The sequence below is a fragment of the Mesorhizobium sp. PAMC28654 genome (assembly GCF_020616515.1).
Taxonomy (GTDB): Bacteria; Pseudomonadota; Alphaproteobacteria; order Rhizobiales; family Rhizobiaceae; genus Mesorhizobium.
This window is the reverse complement of sequence record NZ_CP085135.1, coordinates 1,082,505-1,109,274: the sequence shown is the minus strand read 5'-3', so window position 1 is coordinate 1,109,274 and position 26,770 is coordinate 1,082,505. Positions and strand designations below refer to the sequence as shown.

The 26,770-nt window shown below is 60.4% G+C and carries 22 protein-coding genes and 4 pseudogenes; 18 read left to right on the top strand and 8 right to left on the bottom strand.

Translation table 11 applies throughout. The features are described from left to right. Position 1 precedes the first annotated feature (1 nt). From ubiU to LGH82_RS05585, 3 genes are all read right to left on the bottom strand, one after another. Entirely contained in the window at positions 2-1,000 is a 999-nt protein-coding gene (gene ubiU / locus LGH82_RS05595; RefSeq protein ID WP_227347618.1) for a ubiquinone anaerobic biosynthesis protein UbiU, read from the bottom strand. Further along, on the bottom strand, positions 997-1,437 hold the full coding sequence (ubiT, locus tag LGH82_RS05590; protein WP_413771462.1) for a ubiquinone anaerobic biosynthesis accessory factor UbiT: 441 nt from the start codon (positions 1,435-1,437) through the stop codon (positions 997-999). The genes ubiU and ubiT overlap by 4 nt, the downstream gene beginning before the upstream one ends. A 136-nt stretch (positions 1,438-1,573) precedes the next feature. After that, positions 1,574-2,176: a hypothetical protein gene (locus tag LGH82_RS05585; protein WP_227347616.1), complete on the bottom strand. Its 603-nt coding sequence runs from the start codon at positions 2,174-2,176 to the stop codon at positions 1,574-1,576. Here LGH82_RS05585 and LGH82_RS05580 point away from each other — a divergent pair. From LGH82_RS05580 to LGH82_RS05570, 3 genes are read left to right on the top strand one after another with little or no spacing between them, the layout of a single operon-like run. Then, on the top strand, positions 2,171-3,676 hold the full coding sequence (locus LGH82_RS05580) for a UbiD family decarboxylase (protein WP_227347615.1): 1,506 nt from the start codon (positions 2,171-2,173) through the stop codon (positions 3,674-3,676). The two genes, LGH82_RS05585 and LGH82_RS05580, sit on opposite strands and share 6 nt — an antisense overlap. Next, entirely contained in the window at positions 3,673-4,257 is a 585-nt protein-coding gene (locus LGH82_RS05575) for a UbiX family flavin prenyltransferase (protein ID WP_227347614.1), read from the top strand. Before LGH82_RS05580 ends, LGH82_RS05575 begins: the two co-directional genes overlap by 4 nt. Before the next feature lie 37 nt (positions 4,258-4,294). Then, the gene (locus LGH82_RS05570; RefSeq protein WP_227347613.1) at positions 4,295-4,549 is read left to right on the top strand and encodes a DUF2249 domain-containing protein; all 255 of its coding nucleotides are present in this window, start codon (positions 4,295-4,297) and stop codon (positions 4,547-4,549) included. A 60-nt stretch (positions 4,550-4,609) separates the two neighbouring features. On the opposite strand, the gene LGH82_RS05565 is transcribed toward LGH82_RS05570, so the two are convergent. After that, positions 4,610-5,086 carry a plastocyanin/azurin family copper-binding protein gene (locus LGH82_RS05565; RefSeq protein ID WP_227349495.1) on the bottom strand — a complete coding sequence of 159 codons (477 nt, stop codon included), beginning with the start codon at positions 5,084-5,086 and terminating at the stop codon, positions 4,610-4,612. 402 nt (positions 5,087-5,488) lie between these two features. Between LGH82_RS05565 and istA the strand changes: the two genes are divergently transcribed. Both istA and LGH82_RS05555 read left to right on the top strand, forming a co-directional pair. Beyond that, a complete protein-coding gene (istA, locus tag LGH82_RS05560; protein ID WP_227344002.1) occupies positions 5,489-6,961 on the top strand; it encodes an IS21 family transposase in 1,473 nt (490 codons plus the stop codon). Continuing rightward, positions 6,958-7,170 (top strand): annotated as a pseudogene (locus LGH82_RS05555) (ATP-binding protein); the annotation flags it as partial. The gene istA and the pseudogene LGH82_RS05555, both read left to right, overlap by 4 nt. Before the next feature lie 26 nt (positions 7,171-7,196). On the opposite strand, the pseudogene LGH82_RS05550 reads toward LGH82_RS05555, so the two are convergent. Continuing rightward, positions 7,197-8,348, bottom strand: a pseudogene (locus tag LGH82_RS05550) (IS3 family transposase). A 48-nt stretch (positions 8,349-8,396) separates the two neighbouring features. On the opposite strand from LGH82_RS05550, the pseudogene istB reads away from it, so the two are divergent. Beyond that, positions 8,397-9,092 (top strand): annotated as a pseudogene (gene istB, locus LGH82_RS05545) (IS21-like element helper ATPase IstB); the annotation flags it as partial. Positions 9,093-9,120: 28 nt separating this feature from the next. On the opposite strand, the gene LGH82_RS05540 reads toward istB, so the two are convergent. Beyond that, the gene (locus tag LGH82_RS05540; RefSeq protein ID WP_227347612.1) at positions 9,121-9,480 is read right to left on the bottom strand and encodes a hypothetical protein; all 360 of its coding nucleotides are present in this window, start codon (positions 9,478-9,480) and stop codon (positions 9,121-9,123) included. A gap of 315 nt (positions 9,481-9,795) precedes the next feature. Between LGH82_RS05540 and LGH82_RS05535 the strand changes: the two genes are divergently transcribed. From LGH82_RS05535 to LGH82_RS05525, 3 genes are all read left to right on the top strand, one after another. Beyond that, complete coding sequence (locus LGH82_RS05535) at positions 9,796-10,971, top strand: NnrS family protein (protein WP_227347611.1); 1,176 nt, start codon at positions 9,796-9,798, stop codon at positions 10,969-10,971. Between the two features lie 123 nt (positions 10,972-11,094). Continuing rightward, positions 11,095-12,258 (top strand): cytochrome P450, encoded by a 1,164-nt coding sequence (locus LGH82_RS05530; protein ID WP_227347610.1) that lies wholly within the window; start codon positions 11,095-11,097, stop codon positions 12,256-12,258. Positions 12,259-12,642: 384 nt separating this feature from the next. Continuing rightward, complete coding sequence (locus LGH82_RS05525; RefSeq protein ID WP_227347609.1) at positions 12,643-12,915, top strand: DUF6455 family protein; 273 nt, start codon at positions 12,643-12,645, stop codon at positions 12,913-12,915. A 701-nt stretch (positions 12,916-13,616) separates the two neighbouring features. On the opposite strand, the gene LGH82_RS05520 is transcribed toward LGH82_RS05525, so the two are convergent. Next, the gene (locus tag LGH82_RS05520; protein ID WP_227347608.1) at positions 13,617-13,793 is read right to left on the bottom strand and encodes a hypothetical protein; all 177 of its coding nucleotides are present in this window, start codon (positions 13,791-13,793) and stop codon (positions 13,617-13,619) included. Between the two features lie 100 nt (positions 13,794-13,893). Then, a complete protein-coding gene (locus LGH82_RS05515) occupies positions 13,894-14,607 on the bottom strand; it encodes a helix-turn-helix domain-containing protein (protein ID WP_227349493.1) in 714 nt (237 codons plus the stop codon). Between the two features lie 179 nt (positions 14,608-14,786). Here LGH82_RS05515 and LGH82_RS05510 point away from each other — a divergent pair, with 179 nt between their 5' ends. The 9 genes and pseudogenes from LGH82_RS05510 (at position 14,787) to glp (ending at position 26,761) form a co-directional block, all read left to right on the top strand. Beyond that, the gene (locus LGH82_RS05510) at positions 14,787-17,525 is read left to right on the top strand and encodes a nitrate/nitrite transporter (RefSeq protein ID WP_227347607.1); all 2,739 of its coding nucleotides are present in this window, start codon (positions 14,787-14,789) and stop codon (positions 17,523-17,525) included. Positions 17,526-17,540: 15 nt separating this feature from the next. Then, a pseudogene (locus LGH82_RS05505) lies at positions 17,541-21,288 on the top strand (nitrate reductase subunit alpha). Then, complete coding sequence (gene narH / locus LGH82_RS05500; protein WP_140583124.1) at positions 21,285-22,811, top strand: nitrate reductase subunit beta; 1,527 nt, start codon at positions 21,285-21,287, stop codon at positions 22,809-22,811. Before LGH82_RS05505 ends, narH begins: the two are co-directional and overlap by 4 nt. Next, positions 22,811-23,515 (top strand): nitrate reductase molybdenum cofactor assembly chaperone, encoded by a 705-nt coding sequence (narJ, locus tag LGH82_RS05495; protein WP_227347606.1) that lies wholly within the window; start codon positions 22,811-22,813, stop codon positions 23,513-23,515. The genes narH and narJ overlap by 1 nt, the downstream gene beginning before the upstream one ends. Positions 23,516-23,528: 13 nt before the next feature. After that, a complete protein-coding gene (gene narI / locus LGH82_RS05490) occupies positions 23,529-24,308 on the top strand; it encodes a respiratory nitrate reductase subunit gamma (protein WP_227347605.1) in 780 nt (259 codons plus the stop codon). A 3-nt stretch (positions 24,309-24,311) separates the two neighbouring features. Then, positions 24,312-24,968, top strand: a complete 657-nt coding sequence (locus tag LGH82_RS33465; RefSeq protein ID WP_319799918.1) for a hypothetical protein — start codon at positions 24,312-24,314, stop codon at positions 24,966-24,968. Then, entirely contained in the window at positions 24,869-25,213 is a 345-nt protein-coding gene (locus tag LGH82_RS33460; protein WP_319799944.1) for a peptidylprolyl isomerase, read from the top strand. The genes LGH82_RS33465 and LGH82_RS33460 overlap by 100 nt, the downstream gene beginning before the upstream one ends. A 55-nt stretch (positions 25,214-25,268) precedes the next feature. Then, positions 25,269-25,508, top strand: coding sequence for a hypothetical protein (locus LGH82_RS05480; protein WP_227347604.1), 240 nt, complete (start codon positions 25,269-25,271; stop codon positions 25,506-25,508). A gap of 47 nt (positions 25,509-25,555) precedes the next feature. Next, positions 25,556-26,761 carry a gephyrin-like molybdotransferase Glp gene (gene glp / locus LGH82_RS05475; protein ID WP_227347603.1) on the top strand — a complete coding sequence of 402 codons (1,206 nt, stop codon included), beginning with the start codon at positions 25,556-25,558 and terminating at the stop codon, positions 26,759-26,761. Positions 26,762-26,770: the final 9 nt, after the last annotated feature.

Genomic DNA, 26,770 nt, shown 5'->3' with positions numbered 1-26,770 from the left:
CCTATCTCCACTTCTTGCTGTATGCTCCTGCCGTCTGCCGGGAACCTTCCGACTGGCCAGCAAGAATCCGATCGATCTCGATCGCGTCGCCGCCTTGCTCGACGGCGTCAACGGCCTTCCGGAAGGCACGGACTACTTCCGTGACGTAACCTTTGCCACGCTGGCGTCCTTCGATCTTCAAGGCGGTTACGCCGGCGGCTTTCAACCCGGCAATCATCCCGCCGGCGTTCAGGCTGACGGGATCCTCGAACAAATGGGAGGTCTTGCCGCCGGCCTTGAATTTGCCCTTGCACAAAGTGGGGTAGCCCACTGGCTCGCCGGACTCGTAGCGGTCGATCGTGAACCCTGCAAGCCGTGCCGCCGTGCCGTTGGGCTCGTCGTCGTAACTCACCATTTCGGGTGGCGAACAGACGCCATTCAGATTTGGCGATTTTCCCGTCGCGTATGAAGAGAGATAGCATCGGCCTTCGATCATCACGCAAAGGCCGCCGAACACGAATGCTTCCGTCTCCACGTCGATCGCGCGGTTGAGCGCCGCGATCTCCTGAACCGAAAGGACCCGCGGCAGCACGACGCGACGAACCCCGAAACTTTTCGCGTAGAATCCGATTGCTTCCGGCGTTGCTGCCGCAGCCTGTACCGACAGATGAAGACGAATTTGTTTATGGTTCTTGGCGACGTGATCAAGGACGGCTATGTCCGCCGCGATGATGGCATTTGCGCCGCATTCGGCCGCGGTATCCGCTGCCTTTTTCCACAGGCCGACATCGTTGACGCGCGCGAATGTGTTGATGGCGACGAGAACCTTGCTGCCGTGGTCATGCGCGAAGCGGACGCCCTCGGCCAGTTCTTCGCCGGAGAAGTTGAGTCCCGGGAAATTCCGGGCATTCGTTTCGTCGCGAAATCCGCAATAGACTGCGTCCGCGCCAGCCTGGACGGCTGCCCTCAATGTAGCGGGCGTTCCGGCCGGGCAGACAAGTTCCATGCGTCCGCTTGTCATGCCTCTGGCGCCTCGCGTCTGGAATTTCGATTGGCCATTTGGCGTGCGACGCTCAATGCGCCGAGAATGCCCGTATCGGCCAGACGAGCCAGGAAGCCACGCAGGCCGAGTAAGTCCGCGGGGCTAAGCTCGGCATCCTCGATCGTGTTCCTCAACGCGAGCACCGCCTCCGTGCGGCCGCTGATCGAGATGATCCGGCTGAAGAAGAGCGCATCGCCATCCAGCGTGCCGTCGAGCAGGCTCAATAGTGTCAGAATAGGCCCCCTGATCTGGACGCTTGATGTCGCAGCCTCACTTTTCCTGACGACACGAACGATCGAACGCTTTGCGTCCGGTACGACGGTAAATGCGAAGGCGAGGTCGACCGGGTCGATGAAATAGCAAGCTGTTCGATGTTCGCCCAGGCGGTCGAACAATCGGGGCTGTCGCCTAGCCATCGAGCGCAATGATAGCGTCAGCAACGGCCCGAGGGGAAGTCCGGCAAAAGGTGGGAAAAGATGACGAATGACCGCCGGCAATGTCGGTTCCGTGCTAATCGTCACCATTCGGTACATCCTATCCACATGAGATCGTTCAGCAGGTCTTTCCGGCCATCGACTGGCTGCGTCCGTCTGCCAGCAAGTCCGTGAAATTCACATTGTTGGGACAGAAATCCTGATAGTGACTTTCGAAATCGAATGCGGCCAGGTGGCCATGACACTGGCGGCGATGCTGGCAGGTGATGCAGATGCGTGACATGAAACGGTGCGCGGCTTCCAGCGATTGAAAGCTGTCAGGATCGATGTCAATCGAACGCATCGCGGAAGAAAGCAGGTCTTGCGAAGCGTAAGGTAGCCGCATGGCTTCGTCGAATTCGCTTCGCGATAGACCGATGTCATTCAAGATGCCTGTGCACTCATCCAAACCCATTGCCCAAAATTCTCTTGTCGCTGCCCTGCTCCGCCGGCGATCCGCGAGAAGGGAAATTACGAACCGCCAAGCCTCGACAGTTTCGCTGATGAGATTGCCTGCCATGTGAAATCCTTTTGCCTCGATCGCCTTCCTCGGAAATGATGTGAGAAGGGAAAATAGCGGGGACGGATCGTTTGCTCTTTGCGCTAGCGCAAAGTTCTTCGTCAGCCCTGATGGCAAAATTGTTCGCCCGACGATCCGGTCGAGCCGGATTTCGCCATGCATCACCGTTGCCTTCCCCTGTTTTCAGATCTCGGCTCATTCCTTTCGTTCCTTGATCGGAACGGGCAGCTTCGTGAGGTTGGTGTGCCTGTTTCGACACGGCTCGAACTGACCGAGATACACAAGCGGGTGATTGCCTCGAAAGGCCCGGCGCTCCGCCTTACGGCGCCTGTCGATCGCGGCGTCAGGTCAGCCTTTCCCGTCGTCGCAAATCTTTTCGGCACCCGGGAACGTGTAGCCTGGGGCCTTGGCACTGACCTTCACGGTCTAGAAACCCTCGGCGCGCTCCTTGCGTGGATGAGATCGCCTCAGGCCCCACAGAACCTTCGTCAGGCCCGACAGATGTTGCCTGCTGCGCGCGGTGCACTCGTGGCGCGGCCGAAGATCGTCTCCCCGCCTAGAGAGTGGCGAGACGCCGATCCGGATTTTTCGCTTCTTCCCGTCCAGACTTGTTGGCCGGGAGACGCCGGCCCCCTCATAACATGGCCAGTGGTCATTACTCGCCCGCCTGGCGAGGACGACCCGAGCACATACAATCTGGGCATATACCGGATGCAGGTGCTAGCCCGTGATCGTGCGATCATAAGATGGCTGCCCATGCGAGGCGGAGCAGCCCACCATCGCATGTGGCAGGCGAGGGGTCTCGAGATGCCGGTGGCGGTCGTCATCGGGGCAGATCCGGCGACGTTGATCGCCTCGGTGATGCCGGCGCCTGAAGGCGTGTCGGAGCTGGCACTGTCCGGGATGATCAACAACCGCCGAGTCGGATTGGCGACCTGCAAGAGCATCATGCTTCACGTGCCAACCAGTGCGGAAATCGTGCTTGAAGGTGCCGTCTCTTCAACAGAAGATGCGCTGGAGGGCCCTTTCGGCGACCACACCGGATACTACAACGCGCCGGAACGATATCCTGTGTTCAAGCTCAAGCGTGTTCGCGTTCGCGACGGGGCAAATTACCTGACCACGTTCACCGGGCGCGCGCCGGACGAGCCCTCCGTGCTCGGCGAGGCGCTGCTCGACGTGTACAAGCCGCTCCTGCGCCAACAAATACCGGAAATCGTCGACGTGTGGCTTCCACCCGAAGCCTGTTCCTACAGGATTGCCGTTATCTCAATCGCCAAGAAGTACGCCGGACAGGCCAGGCGCGTGATGATGGGGTTCTGGTCCCTGCTGCCGCAGTTCTCGATGACCAAGATGATCGTCGTGGTGGACGACGACATCGACATTCGATCATGGCCGGACGTGATGTGGGCGGTCGCCACCCGCATGGATCCCTCGCGCGATCTGATGCAGGTGGATCGGACCCCTATCGACCAGCTCGATTTCGCGTCGCCGCTCGAAGGGCTTGGGGGAAAGATCGGGCTCGATGCGACGCGCAAGATTGGATCGGAGACCTCTCGCGAATGGGGAAGGGAGCTGACGATGTCAGCCGATATCGAGGAGCAGGTATCCCAACGATGGAACGAGTTTTTTTCGCAGACGACCGCTCAGGGGCAACAATGACCAAACGGCTGATAATCGGTGTCACAGGTGCATCCGGCTCCGTGCTCGCGCTGGAGACCATACGTCAGTTGGTCAGGGCCGGGGTGGAGACGCATCTCGTCGTCTCCAAGGGCGCGCGATTGGCCATCCCTCATGAGCTCGGCACCGACGGCCTTGCCCAACTGACCTCCCTCGCCAACCACGCGTATTCCTATCAGGACCTGGCCGCACCAATCGCCAGCGGCTCTTTCAGAACGGATGGCATGATCGTCGTTCCCTGTTCGATGCGGACCTTGGCGGCTATGGCACACGGTTTAGGCGACAATCTTCTCACCAGGGCCGCCGATGTCGTCCTGAAGGAAAAGCGCCGGCTGGTCATCGTTCCACGCGAGGCGCCGCTCCATGAAGGGCACCTCGACGCGATGCTGAGATTAGCACGGATGGGCGCAGTCATCGCACCGCCAGTACCGCCGTTCTATGTCAAGCTGGCCTCGATTGAGGAAATGGTGGTCGAGATGGCTGCCCGACTGATTGGCTGGGCAGGCGTTGACCCGGGCGACAAGCTCACGCGTTGGGGCGAAAAGAAAGTCGCCGCCGCGTGATCATCCTGATGGATTGGCTCAACGTGCAAGGATAGCAATGAATTTGCAGACGTCGAAAGGCGCGACATATGACGTACGGAAGCTTCCACCTGAAAGGAAGCAGTCCGCTGTATTGTCAATGTTCGACGGACTCAAACCCGGTCAGACATTCGTGGTCGTTCTCGATTTTGATCCTGATAAACTCAGGCGTCAGTTCGAAGCGTTCTTTGCTGGCGAACACATCTGGGTTTGCCTTAGACCGGGGCCACCAGAATGGCTGATCGAGATAGGAAGACCTCAACCTGCGCAGTGATGTCGAGCTCTACGAAAAGAGGTCGCACACGCCGATCGACCGATCTGGTCACCTCAAGACTCAGTTGGCAGTGACCGTGAGGGCCCCCTTCATTCCAAGCTCAAAATGACCCGGTATCAGGCAGGCGAACTCGAACTTGCCGACGCTGGTGAAGGCCCAGACGATCTCGCCTTTTCCTTGGGGACCAATGCGAATCGCATTGAGGTCGGCGTGTTCCATGTCGGGAAGCCTCTCCATCCCGGCCTTATGCTCCATCACCTGCTCATGCGTGTCCATGACAAATTCGTGGTCGTATTCGCCTTCATTGGTGAAGGCGAGACGCACTGTCTCGCCTCCTTTTATGGTGACTGAAACCGGATCGAACGCCATCGATCCATCTTCGTTCTCGATCATGCTTATCCTGATGGTACGGGCTGCTTTGGCAGCCATGCCCGGCTGACCGATAGTCATCATTTCATGGCCATCCTCAGTGCCGGAATGCATTCCTGTGGCAAGCGCCGGGGCGGCGAAGAGGACTATGGCGACTGTTGGCATCATGCATTTCTTCACGCGATCTCTCCTTTGCGAATGTGTTTGAGTCTCACCATGCTCGATCGACGAACGCTGAAGCGGTCCTCGGGACACCTGTAGTCCTCGCCGACAGTTGCGGCCGAGCACCTATGGCCCGGTCTGCACCGGGGATAAACTGAGTTGCCGCATCGAAAATGCGCCTTCTGCGCGGCGACAAACAAGGTGAGACTCAGCGTCAATCAGGATGAGACTCGGCGGCGGGGGTGTGACGAAGGGAGGGCGTAGCCCGACCGGAGTTACACCCCCGCCGCCGCGCAATTTTTCAGCGTCTTATGATCGCGGTCGGCCCGGTAGCTTGGTGGTTTTCTGGAATGGAGAACCATCTTTGTGCCGGGTCGCCATGTAACCGATCATCAGACGAGGCTTTTTATGAAGTACCGACAAAACAATTCTATCGAGGTCGCCGCCGCCAAGGCGTCGATCAGCAGGGCGACGGCCTATCGCATCAAGACGGACGCGCACCTGCCATCGCAAAAGCAAAAGGCTCGTGGCCGGCGGAGGCCTGACCCTCTCGAGCATATCTTCGATGCCGAGGTCGTTCCCCTTTTGAAGGCGGCGCCAGGCATCCGTGTTGTCGCCATCTATGAGGAGATGCTGCGGCGGCACCCGGAACTGAGCGCGGGCATTCGCCGAACGCTGGAGCGGCGCATCCGGTCATGGCGTGCCATCCACGGCGAAGAGCAGGAGGTTATCTTCCGCCAGCTTCACGAACCCGGCCGACTCGGGCTATCGGATTTTACCGACATGGGCAGCCTTGACGTGTCGATCGCCGGCCAGTCTCTTGATCATCTACTCTACCACTTCCGGCTCGCCTGGTCCGGCTTTGAACACACCCATGTCATTCTCGGCGGCGAGAGCTTCGTGGCCCTGGCCGAAGGACTGCAGAACGCGCTGTGGTCGCTTGGGGGAGCGCCGCTCTATCATCGCAGCGACAGCCTGTCGGCGGCTTTCCGCAACCTCAGCGCCGATGCGAAGGAGGATCTCACGCATCGCTACGAAGAGCTTTGCGCGCACTACCGCATGACGCCGACCCGCAACAACAAGGGCATCGCGCACGAGAACGGTTCGATCGAAAGCAGCCATGGCCATCTCAAGGATGCCATCCGTGACGCCCTTCTGATGCGCGGCAGCAGAAATTTCGACGATCTCGGCGCGTATCGAGCCTTCATCGACGAGATCGTCAGCCGGCACAACGCCAATCATGGCAAGCGCATCGATGCCGAACGCCCTCAACTGCAGGAACTTCCAGACCAGCGGACCAGCGACTTCGAGGAGGTGGTCGTCACCGTGTCGCGGACCGGCGGCTTCACCTTGCGCAAGGTCTTCTACACCGTTCCCTCCCGCCTGATCGGACATCGGCTTCGCATCCGCCTGTTCGATGATCGCCTCGAGGTCTTTATGGGAGGAACAAAGCTGATGACGCTGCCCAGGGGCCGAGGCCATGCCGACGGGAGGCACGATCAGGTCGTCAACTATCGGCACGTCATCCATTCCCTGCGCAAAAAGCCGATGGCGCTTCTTAATCTCGTCTATCGTGACAAGCTCTTCCCGCGGCAGGAATACCGCAGGGCCTTCGACGAGCTCATTGAGCGGCTGCCGGACAGGCAGGCGTGCAAGATCATGGTCGATCTGCTGGCGCTGGCCCACGATCGAGGCTGCGAGCGTGAGCTTGCCGAGCAACTCACCGAGACCCTCGACGCCGGCGACCTGCCCGATATTGCCGTCTTGCGAACCCTCCTCGGCCCGGACCCCGCACGGCTGCCGACCGTCTTGGTGCAACTCGCTTCCCTTAACGGCTATGAAGCCCTGATCGGGGCAACCCATGTGGGAGACGTCGCATGAGCAACGCCCACACCATCGACGAAGCCCGCCTCGGCATCATGCTCAACGAACTCCGGCTACCGACGATCAAGACGCTCTGGGCGCAATTTGCCGAGCAGGCCGATAGAGAGGGGTGGCCCGCCGCCCGGTTCCTCTCGGCCATCGCCGAGCATGAGCTGGCCGAACGGGCACATCGCAGGATCGAACGGCATCTGGCCGAAGTGGACTTGCTTCGGTAAAGTGGAGAGCGGGTTGCTCATTCGGCGGCGTTTCGCTCGAACTGCATCGGGCTGATGTAGTCGAGCGCGGAATGCCGCCGGATGGGATTGTAGAAGCCGTCGATATATCGGGCAATGGCGGCTTGGGCATCGGCGCGGGTAAGGAAAGAGGTGCGCCAGATCAGTTCAGTTTTCAGCGTCTTGAAGAATGTTTCGACCATGGCGTTATCAAAGCAATTGCCCTTGCCTGACATTGAGATGATGACGCCGGCGGCACGCAATTCGGCTTGGTAGTCGATAGAACAATATTGGCTGCCGCGGTCGGAGTGGTGAATGAGGCCGGGTTCCGGCTGCCGCATGACGAACGCCTTGTTGAGCGCTGCCAGAGCCAGGCTGCGGTGTAGCCGGTTGCCAGCAGCCCAGCCAACGACCTTGCGGGCAAACAGATCGATGACGACAGCAAGGTACAACCAGCCCTCCCGCGTCCAGATGTAGGAGATGTCGGCACCCCATTTCTGGTTGGGACCAGTGGCGGCAAAATCCTGGTCGATGACATTGGGGGCAACCGGAAAGGCGTGTTCGCTGTCCGTCGTGCGCTTGAACCGCCGCTTCTGTCTTGCCTGGAGGCCATTCTCCCGCATCAGACGCGCCGTTCGTCGCCGGCCAATGGCAAAGCCATTGTCTTGCAGTTCCCGCGTCATGCGCGGGCTACCATAGGTTCCGTTCGACAGCGCGAACGACGATCGCACATGCGCCAGCATTATCATGTCGTCGCGCTGCCGGCGGCACGCCGGCCCGGCGCCCCCAGGCAAAGTAGCCGCTCGGGCTGACACCCAGCGTCGCGCACAAACGGTCCACAGGGAAATCCTTCTTCGCCTGGTCGATGAGCGCGAACCTCACCGACTTCCCTCCTTGACGAAAAAAGCCGTCGCCCGTTTCAAGATATCCCGCTCCTGCCGAAGGATTTCATTCTCCCGCCGCAGCCGTTTCAATTCAGCGGCGACATCAGCATCAGGCGGACGCCCAGGATCGCCCATCTCACGATCCAGCTGCCGACCCATCCATCGCGTCAGCGTCGAGAAACCAACACCAAGATCCTCCGCGATCTGCCGCTTCGTCCGACCGCTCGTTCGCACAAGGCCAACCGCCTCCGCCTTGAACGCATCCGTAAACTGTCTCTGTTTCGTCATCGAGGTCGCCTTTCATCAGAAGGAAACTCTCCACTTTTTCGGGGCAAGTCCACAGCGCATCTGCCGCCCGGAAAGACGCTCGACAGCTTCGCCTTCGACGCCGTACCCATGGTCTCCAAGGCCCAGGTCATGGCCATGACCGCCGGTGACAGCTGGCTCGCCAAGGGCGCCAATATCCTGTTGTTCGGCCCACCCGGTGGCGGAAAGTCGCATCTTGCGGCAGCGATCGGACTCGCCCTCATTGAGAACGGCTGGCGCGTGCAGTTCGCCCGAACCACCGATCTCGTGCAGAAGCTCCAGATCGCGCGGCGAGAGCTGCAGCTCGAAGCCGCCATCGCCAAGCTCGACAAGTTCGATCTGCTCATCCTCGACGATCTGGCCTACGTCACCAAGGACCAGGCCGAAACGAGCGTGCTCTTCGAACTCATCTGCGCAAGATATGAGCGGCGTTCCATCATGATCACCGCCAATCAGCCCTTCGGAGAATGGAACAGAATCTTTCCGGACCCCGCCATGACCCTCGCCGCAGTGGACCGACTTGTTCACCACGCAACGATCTTCGAGATGAACGTCGAAAGCTACCGGCGCAGATCCGCCATGGAAGCCAAACGCCAGCGCGGCAGGCCAGCCTCTTACGCGACAATCAAGAACAAACACGAACTTGTCGCGGAGCGGCAATCAGAAATAGATGAAGGCCTTGCCAGCGACAATCAGCATGATAATTTGCACGTGACCGCGACCTGAGAATCTCATCCAGATCGCCGCTCACGTCTCATCCAGATCGTCGCGCTATACCTTCCTTTGCAGTGTTCGCGATGTCGTCGAACAGGAGCGAGATATCCAGGTAGAGGCTACGATCTCGTTCGGTAGCCCCCATTTCGTCAAGGTCCTGCAGAAAGAAGAGAATGGCTTTGATGCGTTCGCGTTGGCCGCGGGCATTGGCGAGATGTTCGCGGGCGATCCGTCGGATCTCCAGAGCCGTAAATCGCGCCAACGTCTCGTCGAGCCTGGAACGGCACTCACAATCCAGCTGGGCGTCGTTGATCAAGATTGCCAGCCGGCCGAAAAAGGCCATGTCGGCAAAGCGCCGGACGCCGTCGTCAATGCTACTCGATGGAACGTTCTGCTTCATATCTTGTTCGCTCCTATGCCAAGGCCAATCACAATCCTGCTGGCGTCCGATCGAGTTGTTGGCGCGGCGTGGGGGAAACGCTTCGCGGCCGATTGCACAACGGATAGAGCGGCGCCGTCTTATCCACCGATCCGGTCTCGAAAACTGGTCTGGATTATAGTCACCCGTTTTGAAGCCTGTTTGCGTTTGAGCAAATACGGAGATCGATCACCCACGCTATTGCCTTCGGATCAGCTTTTTTTCGATTGCCGCTCTTGCGAACGGCGAAGCAGAACGAGGATCTCGTGTCAGCCATCCCCGCGGAGGAATTGTTGAATGGCGACTGACGGGAGTGCGCTCGCTTTCGATGCGAAGCGGATGCCGGCGCCGTTTCGGCCATTTTTTCTTATCGCCGGGTTGGACGCGATCATAGGCGCGGCGGTCTGGCTGCCCGCAGCGTTTGGAATACAGGCCATCGGTCCGACCGGGATTTCTCCCGGCGATTGGCATCGTGACGTGCTTCTGTTTGGGATGGTCCCAGCCATCCTGACTGGTTTTCTGTTGACGGCGCTGCCCCGATGGACAGGACGTCGTGCAATGTCGCCGCTCACCACGCGTTTGCTGGTCGCTCTGTGGCTGTCCAGCCGGGGGACTTTCCTATTCCTGTCGCATTCGGCCGGACTTGCCCTCTCGGCTCTGCTGGTCCTGACACTCCTCCTGATCGCAGCGGGACATGTGATCGCCAGCCGGGATCGCCGCAACCTGAAGATAGTATTTCTGCTGCTTATCTTCTGTGGCAGCAACGTGCTCACGGCGGCATCCTGCCAGGTAGAATTTGCACTGCGACTAGCCCTGGCTGCGATCATCGGCCTCCTCATGATCATCGGAGGACGGGTCGTGCCGGCTTTGACCATGGCTTACGTCGAAAGCGCCGGCGGCCGGATCTTCATCGATCGCTCCGCTGTTTTGGAGTACGCGGCAGCGGTCGTGGCAGCATGCGCCCTTGGCTCGTGGGTTGTTGCGCCGCAGGCACAATTCACCGGCCTTGCCTGCGCCCTTGCCGCCTGCTGTCAGGTGATGCGAACCGCCCAGTGGATGGGATGGCGAATGGTGGGGTCGTCGTCAGTTCTCGCTCTTCATATCGGGTACGGCTGGATCACCGTCGGTTTCGGGCTTCTGGCGATCCACATTTTCGTACCTGCAAGACTGGGGCAGGCGGCTGCCGTTCATGCCTGGACGATCGGCGCCATCGGCACGATGGCCCTCGCCATCATGGCGAGCATGATCCGCAAGCACAGCCGCCGCGCCTTCGAGACCTCGGTTCCGGCGACAGGTGCGTTCGTAGCGATGACAATTTGCTGCCTGTCGCGCCTCCTGGTCGAATTTCTGCCCGTCTACCGCGTCGCTTTAACGAGCATTGCAGGCACGTTGTGGGTTGCCGGCTTCGGCCTGTTTCTCATGGCTTTCCGTCGAATGCTCACCAGAGCGAACTCTGAAGGCTCAGAGCGTTGATCAGTGCTGCCATTTGGCGCGATGGGCTTGATCCCCATCAAGGGCCTCCTGCTCGCTCCGGGTTAGCATTTGTGTGCCCTGTGGCCGCAACTGCGGTGCCGGGAAAGTTTTCAGGGAATTGCTATGAGTTCGACGCCAGACAAGCCGAAACCGGATTGGGATCCCCGGTCCGATCAGGTCCTTTCCAACCAGATCAAAGCCTATGACGCTATGCGCCGCCGCTGCCCGGTGGCGTATAGCGACTATCTCGGCTGGTCGCTGTTCCGGCATGAGGACGTGGTGATGGTCCTTGACGATCACCACACGTTCAGCAGCGTCGTTTCCAGCCATCTGTCGGTGCCAAGCGGCATGGACCCGCCTCAGCATACTGCATACCGGCGGTTGATCGATCGCCATTTCGAACCCGGGCGCGTGAAGGGTTTCGAACCGCTTTGCCGGACGATTTCAGCCAAACTCGTCTCAGGTCTGCAAAGGGGCGTGGAAATCGATCTAGTGACGCAGCTTGCCCAGCTATTCGCAGTGCATGTCCAGTGCGCCTTTCTCGGCTGGCCTGCAAGCCTGCATGAGCCGCTGCTCCTTTGGGTGCGCAAGAACCATGAGGCCACCTTGGTCAGAGACACGAATGCAATGTCTGCCATCGCGCTCGAGTTTGACGGCTATATCAGCGAATTACTGGAAGCGCGGCGTGAGTCCGGTGCGGCCGCGCCAGATGACATCACGACGAATCTGCTCCGGCAAGAGATCGGGGGTAGGCCTCTGTGCCACGAGGAGATCGTAAGCATCTTGCGTAATTGGACCGTCGGCGAACTGGGCACCATAACCGCCTGCGTGGGGATTCTGGGCCACTATGTTGCGGAGAACCTGCTGGTGCAGCAGCAGCTTCGAGTGGATTTGCAGCTGCTGCCCTCCGCCATTGACGAGATACTACGGATACATGCACCGCTCATTTCCAACCGGAGGGTGACGACCATGCCCGTGGAAATCGGCGGACGCAGGATTGCAGCCGGCGAGTGGATTACTCTCATGTGGGCGTCGGCCGACCGCGACGAAGCGGTCTTTGCCAACTCCGATGAATTCCGCGTCGATCGCGATGCCACGCAAAACCTGCTCTACGGCGGCGGCATCCATGTCTGTCCGGGAGCGCTTCTGGCCCGACTGGAACTACGCGTCGTCATGGAGGAATTGCTGAGAGCGACCCAGCAAATCGCGCTGGTGCCCGGTCGGCAGCCCGTAATCGCGAGCTATCCGGCGAGCGGGTTTTCGATGCTGCCCGTGCAAATATCGTAGTTCCAATTCGCCGAGCTTGGCGTGGGGCGACGCCGCAGAACCGGCAAGCCTTTTGATGGTGCATCAGGCGGTGCTTTGCCAAGTGATGTGGCACATTGCCTTTGACACAAGGCAATAAGTGCCTCACGGCAAAAATGCTCACGTGGATAATCTGAGGGCCGAGTGTATCGGCAGTGATGAAGAGTGCCAGCATATTGATCGCAAGAACTATCTTGATCAAGAGCAGCATTGCGAAGCTGCTGTCGAATGGATGCGAGGACGCCGCGATATTGCCAGGCAGCGGCCACGCCTTTCGCGGGCGCGGCGACGCGACACATCGAACCGCAGGAAGTTCGCGGATAGAATGCGAGGGATAAACGGTCGCTCCGGCAGACGGAGATCATCATGCGGTCTGGTCAACGACAGTGGTTGCAGTCCGAGAGGGTCTGGAGGCAATTCACGCTCATGGATCTCGTCATGGAGCGGATGCGCGTCGATCCGCTCGTGGCGACCCGCAAATGCGGCGGAACGGCGATGGCGGATGCGCGAAACACGTGCCTGGGCTGCTCTTTCCACCGCCAATGCCGCGAGTGGCTGGAGTGTGGCAGCGATTTTGCCGGCCTGGCCGAATTCTGCCCGAACGCCGGGTTCTTCATGGAATGCAGGCTAAATCTTTAGATACCCTTTGAGATACGGCCTGCTTGGCCGAGATCGCATTGACCAGTCGCGCCGTTCGCTCCGTTGATGCAGATCATCCGCGAACGGGAGGCGACGACGTTGCCGCGCCACTTATCCCGGCATGAATGCGCTGATCGGCTATCACGCAGACGAGTGCTCGCGCGATGCGGATCCTTTCCTGGCTAGCCTACGCAGGCTGAACCCGGCGTTGCTCCGCGACAGCCTCCGGCGTGGTTTGATGGAGCGCTAGGCGGTATCAGTTGTCGACTCATCTCCGTCGGGCGCCCTCGTAATGCTCTGCAGCTGCTCGCCGCCGATCGCGCTCAACCGCAAGAAGGCCGCCGTTGCAGGCTCCGACGGCGGTATCAAGCGTGTGATCGGGTCACGTTCCAGTAGCCTCTTCGGGCGGATTTTCGTCCGTGCGGGAACATGCGCTGTTGCCGGGCAGATGAACCATATCCCAAGGAAACAGCTGAAAGCTTCTCTGCCGAAGCGCTGGCCGAGCCCCTGACTGCCGATCGCGCCGATCACGGAAGTGGCCGCGCATTCATCCGCAACTCGATGGTGTCCTACTGCAACCATCTGTCAGACGATTGAAGAGGCATTCATACGTCGCAGGACCGCCGATTCAGGATCGGGATGAGCAAGGGCCTGTGCTCAAAATTCCACTGATAACAGGTCGCCATCTCATATTTGGCGCTTCAGGCTTTCGGCTTGATTGAATTCTGGCGAGGTTTCTCGTCCAAATCCGTTTTGATCGGCGCATGGCGCTGTTTGCGTGACTTATGACGCGATTCGAAAGAGGCGTACGCCAGCACAGCGAGGAAGGCGAAGACATCCAACACTAGGATGGTGATCGTCGAGCTGTCCGTTGGCACACCTGTTCTCCTTCCTCAACTGGTTGAGGTGACGGCAAGAGTGACGGACAGGCGTTGACTTGGATCAACCAAAAGCAGTGATTGCCGCGACTTCGGTCAATCAGACTACGAAGTCATCGGTATCTGGCCCGTCGGTAACGGGGTCGTACCCGCATTCGGCGGCTAACCGAGGAGCGTCATGAATCACGACAATTTGGCCATGGACTTGAATGCCTGATTTGCTCAGGCTGGACAATGCACGCGAAAAGGATTCTCGAGTTATACCAAGTTCGGAGGCAATCAGCATCTTCTCAAACGGCAGGACTGCTTTGTCTGGAGTGTGCTGTCTCTGTGAGAGGGCCAAGAGGTAACATCCGACACGCTGTGTCGCGGTTCTCAACTTGAGATTCTTGATCTGCCGAACCATACGTCGGAACTGTTGTGCGAGGCTTCCGATTACCGCATGCGCCAATGAAGGGTCTGCCTCGACCGCTGCGCGAAACGCTGCCGCATGAATCAACAGAAAGCTCGAAGGCTCAGGTACGCGTGCCTGCATGAGGTAGGGTGCACCCGTCACTACAGCGGCAGGAATGATGAGGTCAGGGGCCCGAACGGCCTCGATCAACACTTCACGGCCCTCGGTGGATCGTCCAAATAATTGGGCTGATCCCGATAGCACGATGAGTTGGAAGTTCGGCACGTCACCTTGCTCGAACAAGACGGTGCCGGAGGCCACACCGTGGACCATAGCATTTCGCAGCAGCTCGGTTCGCTTGGATGAGGATAGCGCTCGAAACAGCGGCAACGCCTCCGGTTCCACTTCCTTATCCGTCATTCCATGCAACAGATTGTCTCCTCGATCGAGGCTTTCCCAATCACTGCCGCATCATTCGTGACAGAAGTCACAGCAGTCTTTGACCTAGATCAATGTCGCAGGGCGCTAGCTTGGCCATTTTGGCTTCGGGCGGACACGATTCCGCTCCTATGGACCAACTGTCAAAGGGGCCGTCGACGATGCAAACGACTGTGTATCCGAAGTCCAGTCAAATCCTGGGTGCGAGCACGGCAGCGTTCACGGTCTGCTTCGCCGTCTGGACAATCTTCTCCATTATCGGCATTCGCATGCGCCAGGACCTCGGCCTCAGCGAGACCCAGTTCGGCCTGCTCGTCGGCACGCCGATCCTGACGGGGTCTCTGCTCAGAGTCGCGCTTGGCATCTGGACCGACCGCTATGGCGGCCGGATCGTCTTCACGGCGAATATGCTCGCCGCCGCCGTCGCGACCTTTCTGCTGTCTTATGCCCACACTTATCCACAAATGCTGGTGGCTGCCCTCGGCGTCGGCATCGCCGGCGGTTCCTTTGCAGTTGGTGTTGCCTATGTGTCGCGCTGGTTCCCGCCGGAGAGGCAAGGGACAGCGCTTGGCATCTTTGGTGCCGGCAATGTCGGCGCCGCGGTCACCAAATTCCTCGCTCCCTTCGTGCTCGTCGCCTTCGGATGGCAAACCGTGGCGCAAGTCTGGGCAGCAGCCCTGGTCGTCATGGCCGTCATCTTCTGGCTTACGACGCAGGACGACCCCATTATCGTCGAGCGGCGGCGATCCGGCATCAAGCCGAAAAGTGCGTGGCTCGAGCTCGAGCCCCTGAAGAATGTGCAGATCTGGCGCTTCGCGCTCTATTATTTCTTTGTCTTTGGCGCCTTCGTCGCGCTTGCGCTCTGGCTGCCGCAATATCTCATCAATGTCTACGGCCTCGATATCAAGACGGCCGGCATGATCGCAGCCTTCTTCTCGGTGCCGGCAAGCCTTTTTCGGGCCTATGGCGGACACCTGTCCGACAGCTTTGGCGCGCGCCGCGTGCTCTACTGGACGTTCCTGGTTTCGGTCGTGGCGACCTTCATCCTGTCCTATCCGCCGACCGACTACGTGGTCCACGGCCTCAAGGGCGCGACCTCCTTCCACCTGGAGATGAGCCTCGTCGGCTTCGTCATCACGATATTCGTGCTCGGCTTCTTCATGGCCCTCGGCAAGGCCGCCGTCTACAAGCACATCCCGGTCTACTATCCCGACCATGTCGGTTCGGTCGGCGGCCTCGTCGGCATGATCGGCGGCCTCGGCGGCTTCCTGCTGCCGATCCTGTTCGGTTTGCTGCTTGACCTGACTGGCCTCTGGACGAGCTGCTTCATGGCGCTCTTTGTCCTGGTCTCAGGTGCGCTGCTGTGGATGCACGTCGCCATCCGCCAGATGGAACGCGGGGTCGCTGGCGAAGCCCTCGCCAAGCTCCCGCCTTTCCCCGAAATGCAGGGCATGCCAAAGCCGGCGACAGGACCCCGATCGGGCGGTGCTCTGACGGACTGGCGACCGGAGGACAAGGTATTCTGGGGTGAAAGCGGCCACCGCATCGCACGGCGCAACCTGTGGCTTTCGATCCCGGCGCTTCTCCTTTCTTTTGCCATCTGGCAGGTATGGTCGGTCGTCGTCGCCAAGCTGCCGCTCGTGGGCTTCACCTTCACCACGGACCAGCTCTTCTGGCTTGCGGCTCTGCCCGGAATCTCGGGCGCGACGCTGCGCATCTTCTATTCCTTCATGGTGCCGATCTTTGGCGGCAGGCTCTGGACGACCCTGACGACCTGGTCCCTCCTCATCCCGGCGGTTGGGATCGGCTATGCCGTGCAGAATCCAGACACGCCGTATGTAGTGCTGCTCTTGCTCGCGTTGCTCTGTGGCCTAGGCGGCGGCAACTTTGCCTCTTCCATGGCCAACATCTCCTTCTTCTTCCCGAAGGCGGAAAAGGGCAATGCGCTTGCGCTTAACGCTGGCCTTGGCAATCTCGGCGTCAGCGTCGTCCAGTTCGTGGTGCCGCTCGCAATCACCGCCGGGATATTCGGCTGGTTCGGTGGCGATCCGGCCATGGTCAAGGGACCGACGGGCGAGGCGCCCTTATGGTTGCAGAATGCCGGCTTCGTATTCGTGCCGTTTATTGCGATCTCGGCTTTTGCGGCCTGGTTCGGCATGAACGACATCGCTTCGGCCAAGGCATCTTTCACTGAGCAGGCTGTGATCTTCCAGCGCCGGCACAATTGGATCATGTGCTGGCTCTACACTGGAACTTTTGGGTCTTTCATTGGCTATTCGGCCGGATTCCCGCTGCTCACGAAAATGTTGTTCCCAGACGTCAACGCACTTCAGTTCGCCTTTCTCGGCCCGCTTGTCGGCGCCCTGTCGCGCTCGGGCACCGGGTGGCTGGCGGACAAATATGGCGGCGCGCGCGTCACCTTCTGGGTCTTCGTCCTAATGATCGCGGGTGCAGCAGGGGTTTTGTGGTTCATCGGCATAAAGGATCAACCTGGTGCATTCCTTGGCTTCTTCGCCGCGTTCCTACTGCTGTTCTTCGCCACCGGTGTCGGCAATGCCTCCACCTTCCAGATGATCCCGGTGATCATGGCCAAGGAGATGAGCCGCTTAATGCCCACGGCAGATGCAGAGACGCGCCGTCGGCAGGCGGAGAAGGAGTCCGCCGCCATCACCGGCTTTACGTCAGCGATCGCAGCCTTCGGCGCCTTCTTCATCCCGAAGAGCTACGGCAGTTCGATCGCCTTGACGGGCGGACCGAGCGCCGCGCTCTGGGGGTTCTTGATATTCTACGTCAGCTGCCTCGTCATCACTTGGGCCGTCTACACCCGCAAGGGCGGCCTTCTTCACGACATCGAGCGTGCCAATCGGGGCGCGTCCGTCCAACCGGCCGTAGCCGAATAATCAGAGGCAAAAGCAATGTCGCATTTTCTCGACCGGCTAACCTTTTTTCGCAAGACCGTCGACAGTTTCTCCGACGGCCACGGCATCGTCACCAACGAGGATCGCTCTTGGGAGGACGGTTACCGCAAGCGCTGGCAGCACGACAAGATCGTGCGCTCCACCCATGGCGTGAACTGCACCGGCTCCTGCTCGTGGAAGATTTATGTCAAGGGCGGCATCGTCACCTGGGAGACACAGCAGACCGACTATCCACGCACGCGGCCCGATCTCCCCAACCACGAACCGCGCGGCTGCGCGCGTGGTGCCTCCTATAGCTGGTATCTCTATTCCGGCGCGCGGGTGAAATACCCGATGATCCGCGGCCGGCTGTTGAAGCTGTGGCGGGCCGCCCGCACCACGATGCCGCCCGTTGCCGCATGGGCCTCGATCGTCAAGGATGCTGACAAGCGGCAATCCTACATCTCTATCCGCGGCCACGGTGGCTTCGTGCGCGCCACCTGGGACGAGGTGAACGAACTCATCGCGGCGGCCAATGCCTATACGGTAAAGGCACATGGTCCCGACCGTGTCATCGGCTTCTCGCCGATCCCGGCCATGTCGATGGTCTCGTATGCAGCGGGCTCACGCTACCTGTCGCTGATGGGTGGCGTGTGCATGTCCTTCTATGACTGGTATTGCGACTTGCCGCCGGCCAGCCCCCAGACTTGGGGCGAGCAGACCGACGTTCCTGAAAGCGCCGACTGGTACAATGCCGGCTTCATCATCGTTTGGGGCTCCAACGTCCCGCAAACACGGACGCCCGACGCGCACTTCTATACCGAAGTTCGTTACAAGGGCACCAAGAGCGCCGTCGTCAGCCCGGACTACGCCGAGGCGACCAAGTTTGCCGACATCTGGCTCAACCCGAAGCAGGGGACCGACGCTGCACTGGCGCTGGCCATGGGCCACGTCATTCTTCGCGAATACTACCTTGATCGTACTGTCCCGTATTTCGACGATTACGCCCGCAAATACACCGACCTGCCGTTCCTGGTGCGCCTCACGGAGCGTGATGGTCGGTTCGTTCCCGAACGGCTCCTGCGGACCTCGGAGATCGCAGGTGGCTTGGGCGAGAGCAACAATCCGGAATGGAAAACGGTCGCGATCGACGAGGCCACCGATGCGCTCGTCTCGCCGCGCGGTTCGATAGGCTATCGCTGGGGCGAGGGCGCCAAATGGAATCTCGAGGAAAAGGACGGCAGTGGCCAAGACATTCGGCTCAGGCTGACGCTTGCTGGCAAGAAAGCCGAGATTGCAGCTGTCGATTTCCCCTACTTCGGCGGTCGCGCGACCGAGCATTTTGTCTCGACCGATCACGGTGAGATCCTCACCCGCAGTCTCCCGATCCGGCGGATCAAGCTGAGCGATGGCTCCAAGGTGGCAGTTGCCACCGTGCACGACCTGATGATGGCCAATTATGGTCTCGATCGTGGCTTTGGCGGCGATCACGCGGCAAAGAGCTATGACGAGGACGTGCCGTTCACGCCCGCCTGGGCGGAGCGCATTACCGGGGTAAAGCGCGATGCGATCATCACGGTTGCCCGTGAATTTGCCACTAACGCGGAAAAAACCAACGGCCGTTCGATGGTCATCCTCGGCGCTGGTGTGAATCACTGGTACCACATGGACATGACGTACCGGGGGATCATCAATCTCCTGGTCTTCTGCGGCGCCATCGGTCAATCGGGCGGCGGCTGGTCACATTACGTGGGACAGGAAAAACTCCGCCCGCAGACGGGCTGGACACCGCTTGCGTTCGGGCTCGACTGGAGCCGGCGGCCACCCCGGCACATGAACTCGACGTCCTTCTTCTATGCGCAGACCGACCAGTGGCGCTACGAGACCCTGACGGCTGCCGAAATACTGTCGCCGACCGCGCCCGAAGGAGACTGGAACAAGAGTTTCATCGACTACAACGTTCGCGCCGAGCGTATGGGCTGGCTGCCCTCGGCGCCCCAGCTGAAGCAGAATCCGTTGACGATCGCCGCCAAGGCCGAAGCCGCCGGTCTTGAGCCGAAGGACTATGTGGTCAAGGCGCTGAAATCCGGTGAACTGGAACTCTCCTGTCATGATCCCGACGATCCGGACAACTGGCCGCGCAACATGTTCGTCTGGCGCTCAAATCTCCTCGGCTCATCAGGCAAGGGGCACGAATATTTCCTCAAACATTTGCTCGGCACCACCCACGGTGTGATGGGTAAGGACCTCGGCGCGGAAGGGGCGGTCCGCAATACCGAAGTCGTCTGGCACGAGACGGCGCCGCAAGGAAAACTCGACCTTCTGGTCACGCTCGACTTCCGCATGTCGACCACCTGCGTCTACTCCGACATCGTGCTGCCGACGGCAACCTGGTACGAGAAGAACGACCTCAACACGTCCGACATGCATCCCTTCATCCATCCGCTGTCGGCGGCAGTGGATCCTGCCTGGGAGTCGCGCTCCGACTGGGAGATTTACAAGGGCCTCGCCAAAGCCTTCTCGGAAGTATCCCAGGAGGTGTTAGGCGTTGAGCAGGATGTGGTTCTCACTCCGATCCAGCATGACAGCCCGGCCGAGATGGCCCAGGCCCTCGACGTGAAGGACTGGAAGCTCGGCGAAGTCGAGCCAATCCCGGGCAAGACCATGCCGTCCGTGACGCTGGTAACCCGCGACTATCCCAATCTCTACGCCCAGTTCACGGCGCTGGGGCCGTTGATGACGAAAATCGGCAACGGGGGCAAAGGCATCGCCTGGAACACCAAGCACGAAGTCGAGGCGCTCGGAGCGCTGAATGGCGGTCCATCTCGATGGTGCGGGCAAGGGCTTGCCGAAGATCGAGACCGACATCGACGCTTGCGAGGTCATTCTCATGCTGGCGCCGGAGACCAATGGCGAGGTCGCGATCAAGGCCTGGGAAGCCTTGTCGGAAATCACCGGCCGAGAACATGCCCACCTTGCCTTGCCGAAGGAAGACGAAAAAATCCGCTTCCGCGATATCCAGGCGCAGCCGCGCAAGATCATCTCTTCACCGACATGGTCCGGCATTGAAAGCGAGAAGGTCTGCTACAACGCCGGCTATACCAACGTCCACGAATTGATCCCGTGGCGGACATTGACCGGCCGCCAGCAGCTCTACCAGGATCACCTGTGGATGAGGGCCTTCGGCGAGGGGCTCGTCACCTGGAAGCCGCCAGTCGATCTCAAGACGATCCCGGGTATCAAGGACGTCCGTCCCAACGGGCACAAGGAAATCGTCCTCAACTTCATCACGCCTCACCAGAAGTGGGGCATCCATTCCACCTATACGGACAATCTGCTGATGCTGACGCTCAACCGCGGCGGCCCGGTGGTGTGGATCTCCGAGACCGACGCCAAGACGGCCGGCCTGGTCGACAATGACTGGGTCGAGGTCTTCAACATCAACGGCGCGCTCACGGCGCGTGCCGTTGTCTCCCAACGCATCAAGCCGGGCATGATGATGATGTATCACGCCCAGGAAAAGATCGTGAACACGCCAGGATCGGAGATGACCGGCAATCGGGGCGGCATCCACAACTCGGTCACCAGAACGGTGCTGAAACCTACCCACATGATCGGCGGCTACGCCCAGCAGTCTTACGGCTTCAACTATTACGGCACCGTGGGCTCAAACCGCGACGAATTCATTGTCGTCCGCAAGATGGCCAATGTCGATTGGCTCGAAGGGCCGCTCGCATCCGAAGCGCCGAAGGAGGCTGCAGAATGAAAATCCGTGCTCAGATCGCGATGGTGCTGAACCTCGATAAATGCATCGGGTGCCACACCTGCTCCGTCACCTGCAAGAACGTCTGGACCAACCGGGAAGGCGTCGAATACGCCTGGTTCAACAATGTTGAGACCAAGCCCGGCGTCGGCTATCCCAAGGAGTGGGAGAACCAGAAGAAATGGAATGGCGGCTGGCGGCGCAAGAAGAACGGCCGCATCGAGCCGAAGATGGGCGCCAAATGGCGCATCCTTGCCAACATCTTCGCCAACCCCGACCTGCCGGAGATCGACGACTACTATGAGCCGTTCACGTTCGATTACGAGCATCTGCACACGGCGAAGGAATCGAAGGCGTTCCCCACGGCCCGCCCGCGTTCGGCGATCACCGGCGAGCGGATGGAAAAGATTGAATGGGGACCGAACTGGGAGGAGATCCTCGGCGGCGAGTTCGAGAAGCGTTCGAAGGACGTGAATTTCGAGGGTGTCCAGAAGGATATCTATGGTCAGTTCGAAAACACCTTCATGATGTATCTGCCGCGATTGTGCGAGCACTGCCTCAACCCGACCTGCGCGGCGGTATGCCCATCGGGAGCGATCTATAAACGCGAGGAGGACGGTATCGTCCTGATCGACCAGGACAAATGCCGTGGCTGGCGCATGTGCGTCTCTGGCTGCCCCTACAAGAAGATCTACTACAACTGGTCGTCGGGAAAATCGGAGAAGTGCATCTTCTGCTACCCCCGCATCGAGGCGGGGCAGCCGACGGTCTGTTCGGAAACCTGCGTCGGGCGTATCCGCTATCTCGGCGTGATCCTCTACGACGCGGACCGTATCGAGGCGGCCGCCAGCACTCCGGATGAGAAAGATCTCTATCAGGCGCAGCTCGACGTTTTCCTCGATCCGAACGACCCAGCCGTTATCGCCCAGGCTCGCGCTGACGGGATACCCGACAACTGGCTGGAAGCGGCGAAACTGTCGCCCGTCTGGAAGATGGCGATGGAGTGGAAAATCGCCTTCCCGCTGCACCCGGAATACCGCACCTTGCCGATGGTCTGGTACGTGCCGCCGCTTTCGCCCATCCAATCAGCGGCCGCGGCAGGCAAAATGGGCGTCGACGGCGACATGCCCGATGTGCGCAGCCTGCGCATCCCGCTCCAGTATCTCGCCAATCTGCTCACCGCGGGCAAGGAGGAGCCTGTCGCTCTTGCACTCGAACGCATGCTCGCGATGCGCAGCTATATGCGGGCGAAGACGATCGACGGCCGCCTCGACGAGTCGATTGCGGCGCGGGTCGGGCTGACGGGCACGGCCATCGACGAAATGTACAAGGTCATGGCGATCGCGAACTACGAGGACCGGTTCGTCATCCCGACGGCACACCGCGAATGGAGCGAGGACGCCCAGGACATGCGCGGCTCCTGCGGCTTCTCGTTCGGAAACGGCTGCTCGGGCGGCTCCACGGAGACGAACCTCTTTGGCACCAAGCAGACCAAGCGACCAACCAACCCGATGGAGATCGCGTGATGACGGTGCCGCGCTCGAACAGGACGTTTAAGGCGCTTTCGGCGCTCCTAGCCTATCCGACGAAGAACCTTTCCTCGGCAATCCCGGAAATTACCGCGGCGATCGAGGCCGAGGGGCTGATATCGGTCGAAGCAAGGGAGCAACTGCGCCCTCTGCTTGCCGATCTGGGCACACTGGATCTGTACGATCTCCAAGAGCGCTATGTGGAGTTGTTCGACAAGACGCGTCGCCACTCGCTGCATCTCTTCGAGCACATCCACGGCGAAAGCCGTGACCGTGGACAGGCGATGGTCGATCTGCTCGAGCACTATCAACGCGGCGGACTTCTTATCGCGGCAAACGAGTTGCCCGATTTCATCCCGCTTTTCCTTGAGTTTCTGTCCGCTTGCCCGCTCGAGGAGGCGCGTGGCCTGCTCAAGGAAACCGCCCATATCTTCTCGCTGCTTGAGGAAAGGTTGGCCAAGCGAACCGGAGGTTATGCCGCCGTGTTCACGGCCGCGCTCTCGATCATAAACGAAACCGCTGTGATCGCCGACACGGTCGAGATCAATGACGAGCCCGACGACCTGGCTTCCATCGATGCCGCCTGGGAAGAAACTGCCGTCACTTTCGGCCCAGGAAATGCGACCGACGGCTGTTCCGTCGATCGGCTGAGAATCCAGATGCGCGCGGCGAACCGCGACGCGCGGCATAATTTGGCCTGACCGGAGGCAAGCGATGTCCAACGCAATCAACGACGCTCTTTTTGGCTGGTATCCGTATTTCTGCCTGACCGTCTTCCTGCTTGGGAGTCTGATCCGTTTCGACCGCGAGCAGTATACCTGGAAGACAGGTTCCTCCCAGCTTCTGCGACGGCGGCAGCTCCGCTGGGGTTCCAATCTCTTCCATGTCGGTATCCTGGCGATCTTCGGCGGGCATTTCGTCGGTCTGTTGACGCCGATCTGGGTGTTTGACGCGCTCGGCATCTCCCACAGTTTCAAGCAGGGGCTCGCCATCACCGTTGGCGGCATCGCCGGCGTTGCCTGCTTTGTCGGTATCGCGCTTCTCGCCCATCGTCGGCTGTTCGATGCCCGCATCCGCAACACGTCCGCTCCCGGCGACATCGCCATTCTGTTGCTGCTCTGGATGCAACTCACTCTTGGCCTGTCCACCATCTTCGTCTCGCTCGGTCACATGGATGGCCACGAGATGGTGAAATTCATGAACTGGGCTCAGGGAATTCTCACCTTGCAGCCAGCGGCCGCAGCCTATGTCGCCGACGTCAACCCGATCTTCAAGGCGCATCTCCTGCTTGGAATGACGATCTTCCTGGTGTTTCCGTTCACAAGGCTGGTCCACGTCTGGAGTGCCCCGATCTGGTATCTCGGGCGCCCCGGCTATCAGGTGGTGCGCACGCGTTTTGCGGGGCGACGGGTGCGCACCCCCATGTCAACAGCTCGATCTCCAGCGTCGGTGCGGCCTGCAGTTGCTCGTCCCGCCCGCCAACCTGCGGAGTAAGTCATGACCGCTCTCATCATCGATCACGCGGCCAGCCGCGCACCGTCCTGCGAACATCCACACGAGCACCGACCGGCGACGCCCGACACGACTCCATCGCGCGAGCGCGTGGCGATGCCGCCAGTAACCGTCAATGGTGTGACGATCTCGCATAAGGCCGTCGCCGCCGAAGTGCAGAACTTTCCCGCTCGCAATCCGGGCGAGGGCTGGAAAGCGGCGACCCGCGCGCTGGTCATTCGCGAATTGCTCCTGCAGGAAGCACGGCGTCTCGATATCGCCGCGGAGCAAAGGACCGACCAGGACGGACGCCAGGAGACCGATGAGGATGCGCTAGTGCGTGGCCTCATCGAACGCGAAGTCCGTGTGCCGGAGGCGGACGAGGAGATGCTGCGTCGCTTCTACGAGAACAATCTTCGCCGCTTCGTGACGCCAGCGCTCTACGAAGCCGATCACATCCTCATCGGCGCACGCCGCGATGAAAGCGAAGCTTTCGCCGCAGCGCGAGAAAAGGCGCTGGCTCTGAGATCGGAGATGGCAATTGCACCGGAGGGTTTGCAGCGCTGGCGAAGGATTGCTCGGATTGCCCATCGGGGGCCATCGGTGGCAGCCTCGGTCAGATCGGGCCGGGCGATACGACACCGGAATTCGAAGCCGCTCTGATTGATCTCGTCCCCGGTGACATCTCGCCTCCGGTCGAGACACGTTACGGCGTCCATCTCATCCGCCTGACGCGACGGATCGACGGCCGCCAGCTCCCGTTCGAGGTCGTGCGGGACCGCATCGCCGCTTACTTGACCGAGCACGTCAATCGGCAAGCGACGGCGCAATACGTCTCTTTGCTTGTCGGTCAGGCGGATATCAGGGGGATTGATATCGACGGCTCGTCTTCGCCGTTGGTGCAGTGAGGACGATGCGATGCTTGGAAACCTCATAGCCTCGCTGGAAGATCCGAAAGTCGCCATGGGTCTCGTCGCAGCATTCGACGAGCCCGCCTTGTTGACCCGTTTGGCTACGGCTGCCGATGCGTCCGGTCGCTTGCCAGCCGAGATCGTCGGCTCGGCCGTTCGCAATTTCCTGGATACCGCATCGGACGACCATTGGACGCAGCTCATCGGTCTCATGAATCGAGCGGAGGATCCTGGCCTCGCGGCGATGCGCGCAATCCTCGAAAAGTCCCTGCCAGCGGCGAAGGCTGGCTGACGATGGGTGCGCTACGCAACGACTGCTTCCGCTCAGGCGCCCAGATAATGTCGTTTGAAACGGCTCGAGCCGTCGCCGTCGCGCTTGCTGAACCGCTCAACAGGCAGGAAGATGTGCCGTTGGTGCGTGCGGTCGGACGCATCCTGGCAGCGACGATCGAAGCTCCGCGCCCCCTTCCTGCGTTCGATCAGGCGGCGATGGATGGATATGCCATCCGTCTTTCGGGCGAGACGGGCGTGCCGCTAATCCTCCCCTTATCCGGTCGCACGCGCGCTGGCGACAAACCGGACGTGCTGACACCGGGGACAGCCCATCGCGTCATGACGGGTGCTCCATTGCCAGGGGGAGCGGATACCGTCATTATGCAGGAGCTCGCAACCCGCAGGGGCGATCACGTGCAGTTCGGGCTCGACGTTGAAGCCGGTAGCCACGTTAGACGGGTTGCCGAGGACGTAAGACAGGGCACGACTGTCCTTCGGCCAGGTCGCATGATCGGCTGGACAGAAATTGCGCTGCTAAGCGCGCTTGGCGTTGCAACGGTTTCGGTTGCCCGTCCCCTGCGGGTCGCGGTTCTCGCGACTGGAAGCGAGCTTCGCAATGCAGGCGAACCGCTTCCCCTTGGCGCCATTTACAACAGCAACGGGCCCATGCTTGGCGCGCTGCTGGCGGCGCCGAGCGTGCATGTCACGTCCCTAACCGTTCGTGATGACCTGACTGCCATCGCGCAAGCACTCGAAAGCATCGCGGGAGTGGTCGACCTCGTCATCGTCACCGCCGGTATGTCGGTCGGCGAAGAGGATCATGTGCGCAATGCCGTCGTACGTGCCGGGGGCGGCCTCGATATCGTCAAGGTGGCGATGAAGCCCGGAAAGCCGCTGGCTTTCGGCACGCTTGCAGGTGCGTATTTCATAGGACTGCCCGGCAACCCACAAGCTGCAGCCTTTGGCGCGCTCGCCTTCGTGCGCCCGATGATGAAAGCCCTTCTCGGCCAAGCTCCAGCGAACCGCATCACGGCCGAAATAAACTTCACACATCCCCGCAAACCGGATCGCACGGAACTGCTGCCGGTCCGTTTGAACGTCGAGCAGGGTCGATTGACCGCACACCGCAGCGGGCCGGATGGCTCGCACAGAATGATGCCCATGGTGTTCGCCGACGCCGTTGCCATTGTGCCTGGCGCATCAACACCCGTCGAAGTCGGCTCGCTCCTGGAGGTGCTTCCGTTTGACCAGCCGCGATTCGCGGCTAATTAACGCAAATTC

Coding starts and splice junctions, on each gene's coding strand:
- narH (WP_140583124.1), top strand. CDS start 21,285: ATGAAAATCCGTGCTCAGATCGCGATGGTGCTGAACCTCGATAAATGC.
- narI (WP_227347605.1), top strand. CDS start 23,529: ATGTCCAACGCAATCAACGACGCTCTTTTTGGCTGGTATCCGTATTTC.
- LGH82_RS05510 (WP_227347607.1), top strand. CDS start 14,787: ATGCAAACGACTGTGTATCCGAAGTCCAGTCAAATCCTGGGTGCGAGC.
- LGH82_RS05530 (WP_227347610.1), top strand. CDS start 11,095: ATGAGTTCGACGCCAGACAAGCCGAAACCGGATTGGGATCCCCGGTCC.
- LGH82_RS05570 (WP_227347613.1), top strand. CDS start 4,295: ATGAATTTGCAGACGTCGAAAGGCGCGACATATGACGTACGGAAGCTT.
- LGH82_RS05585 (WP_227347616.1), bottom strand. CDS start 2,176: ATGCATGGCGAAATCCGGCTCGACCGGATCGTCGGGCGAACAATTTTG.
- LGH82_RS05515 (WP_227349493.1), bottom strand. CDS start 14,607: ATGACGGATAAGGAAGTGGAACCGGAGGCGTTGCCGCTGTTTCGAGCG.
- LGH82_RS05535 (WP_227347611.1), top strand. CDS start 9,796: ATGGCGACTGACGGGAGTGCGCTCGCTTTCGATGCGAAGCGGATGCCG.
- glp (WP_227347603.1), top strand. CDS start 25,556: ATGTCGTTTGAAACGGCTCGAGCCGTCGCCGTCGCGCTTGCTGAACCG.
- LGH82_RS05525 (WP_227347609.1), top strand. CDS start 12,643: ATGCGGTCTGGTCAACGACAGTGGTTGCAGTCCGAGAGGGTCTGGAGG.
- ubiT (WP_413771462.1), bottom strand. CDS start 1,437: ATGGCTAGGCGACAGCCCCGATTGTTCGACCGCCTGGGCGAACATCGA.
- LGH82_RS05575 (WP_227347614.1), top strand. CDS start 3,673: ATGACCAAACGGCTGATAATCGGTGTCACAGGTGCATCCGGCTCCGTG.
- LGH82_RS05565 (WP_227349495.1), bottom strand. CDS start 5,086: ATGATGCCAACAGTCGCCATAGTCCTCTTCGCCGCCCCGGCGCTTGCC.
- LGH82_RS33465 (WP_319799918.1), top strand. CDS start 24,312: ATGACCGCTCTCATCATCGATCACGCGGCCAGCCGCGCACCGTCCTGC.
- LGH82_RS05580 (WP_227347615.1), top strand. CDS start 2,171: ATGCATCACCGTTGCCTTCCCCTGTTTTCAGATCTCGGCTCATTCCTT.
- istA (WP_227344002.1), top strand. CDS start 5,489: ATGAAGTACCGACAAAACAATTCTATCGAGGTCGCCGCCGCCAAGGCG.
- LGH82_RS05540 (WP_227347612.1), bottom strand. CDS start 9,480: ATGAAGCAGAACGTTCCATCGAGTAGCATTGACGACGGCGTCCGGCGC.
- narJ (WP_227347606.1), top strand. CDS start 22,811: ATGACGGTGCCGCGCTCGAACAGGACGTTTAAGGCGCTTTCGGCGCTC.
- ubiU (WP_227347618.1), bottom strand. CDS start 1,000: ATGACAAGCGGACGCATGGAACTTGTCTGCCCGGCCGGAACGCCCGCT.
- LGH82_RS05480 (WP_227347604.1), top strand. CDS start 25,269: ATGGGTCTCGTCGCAGCATTCGACGAGCCCGCCTTGTTGACCCGTTTG.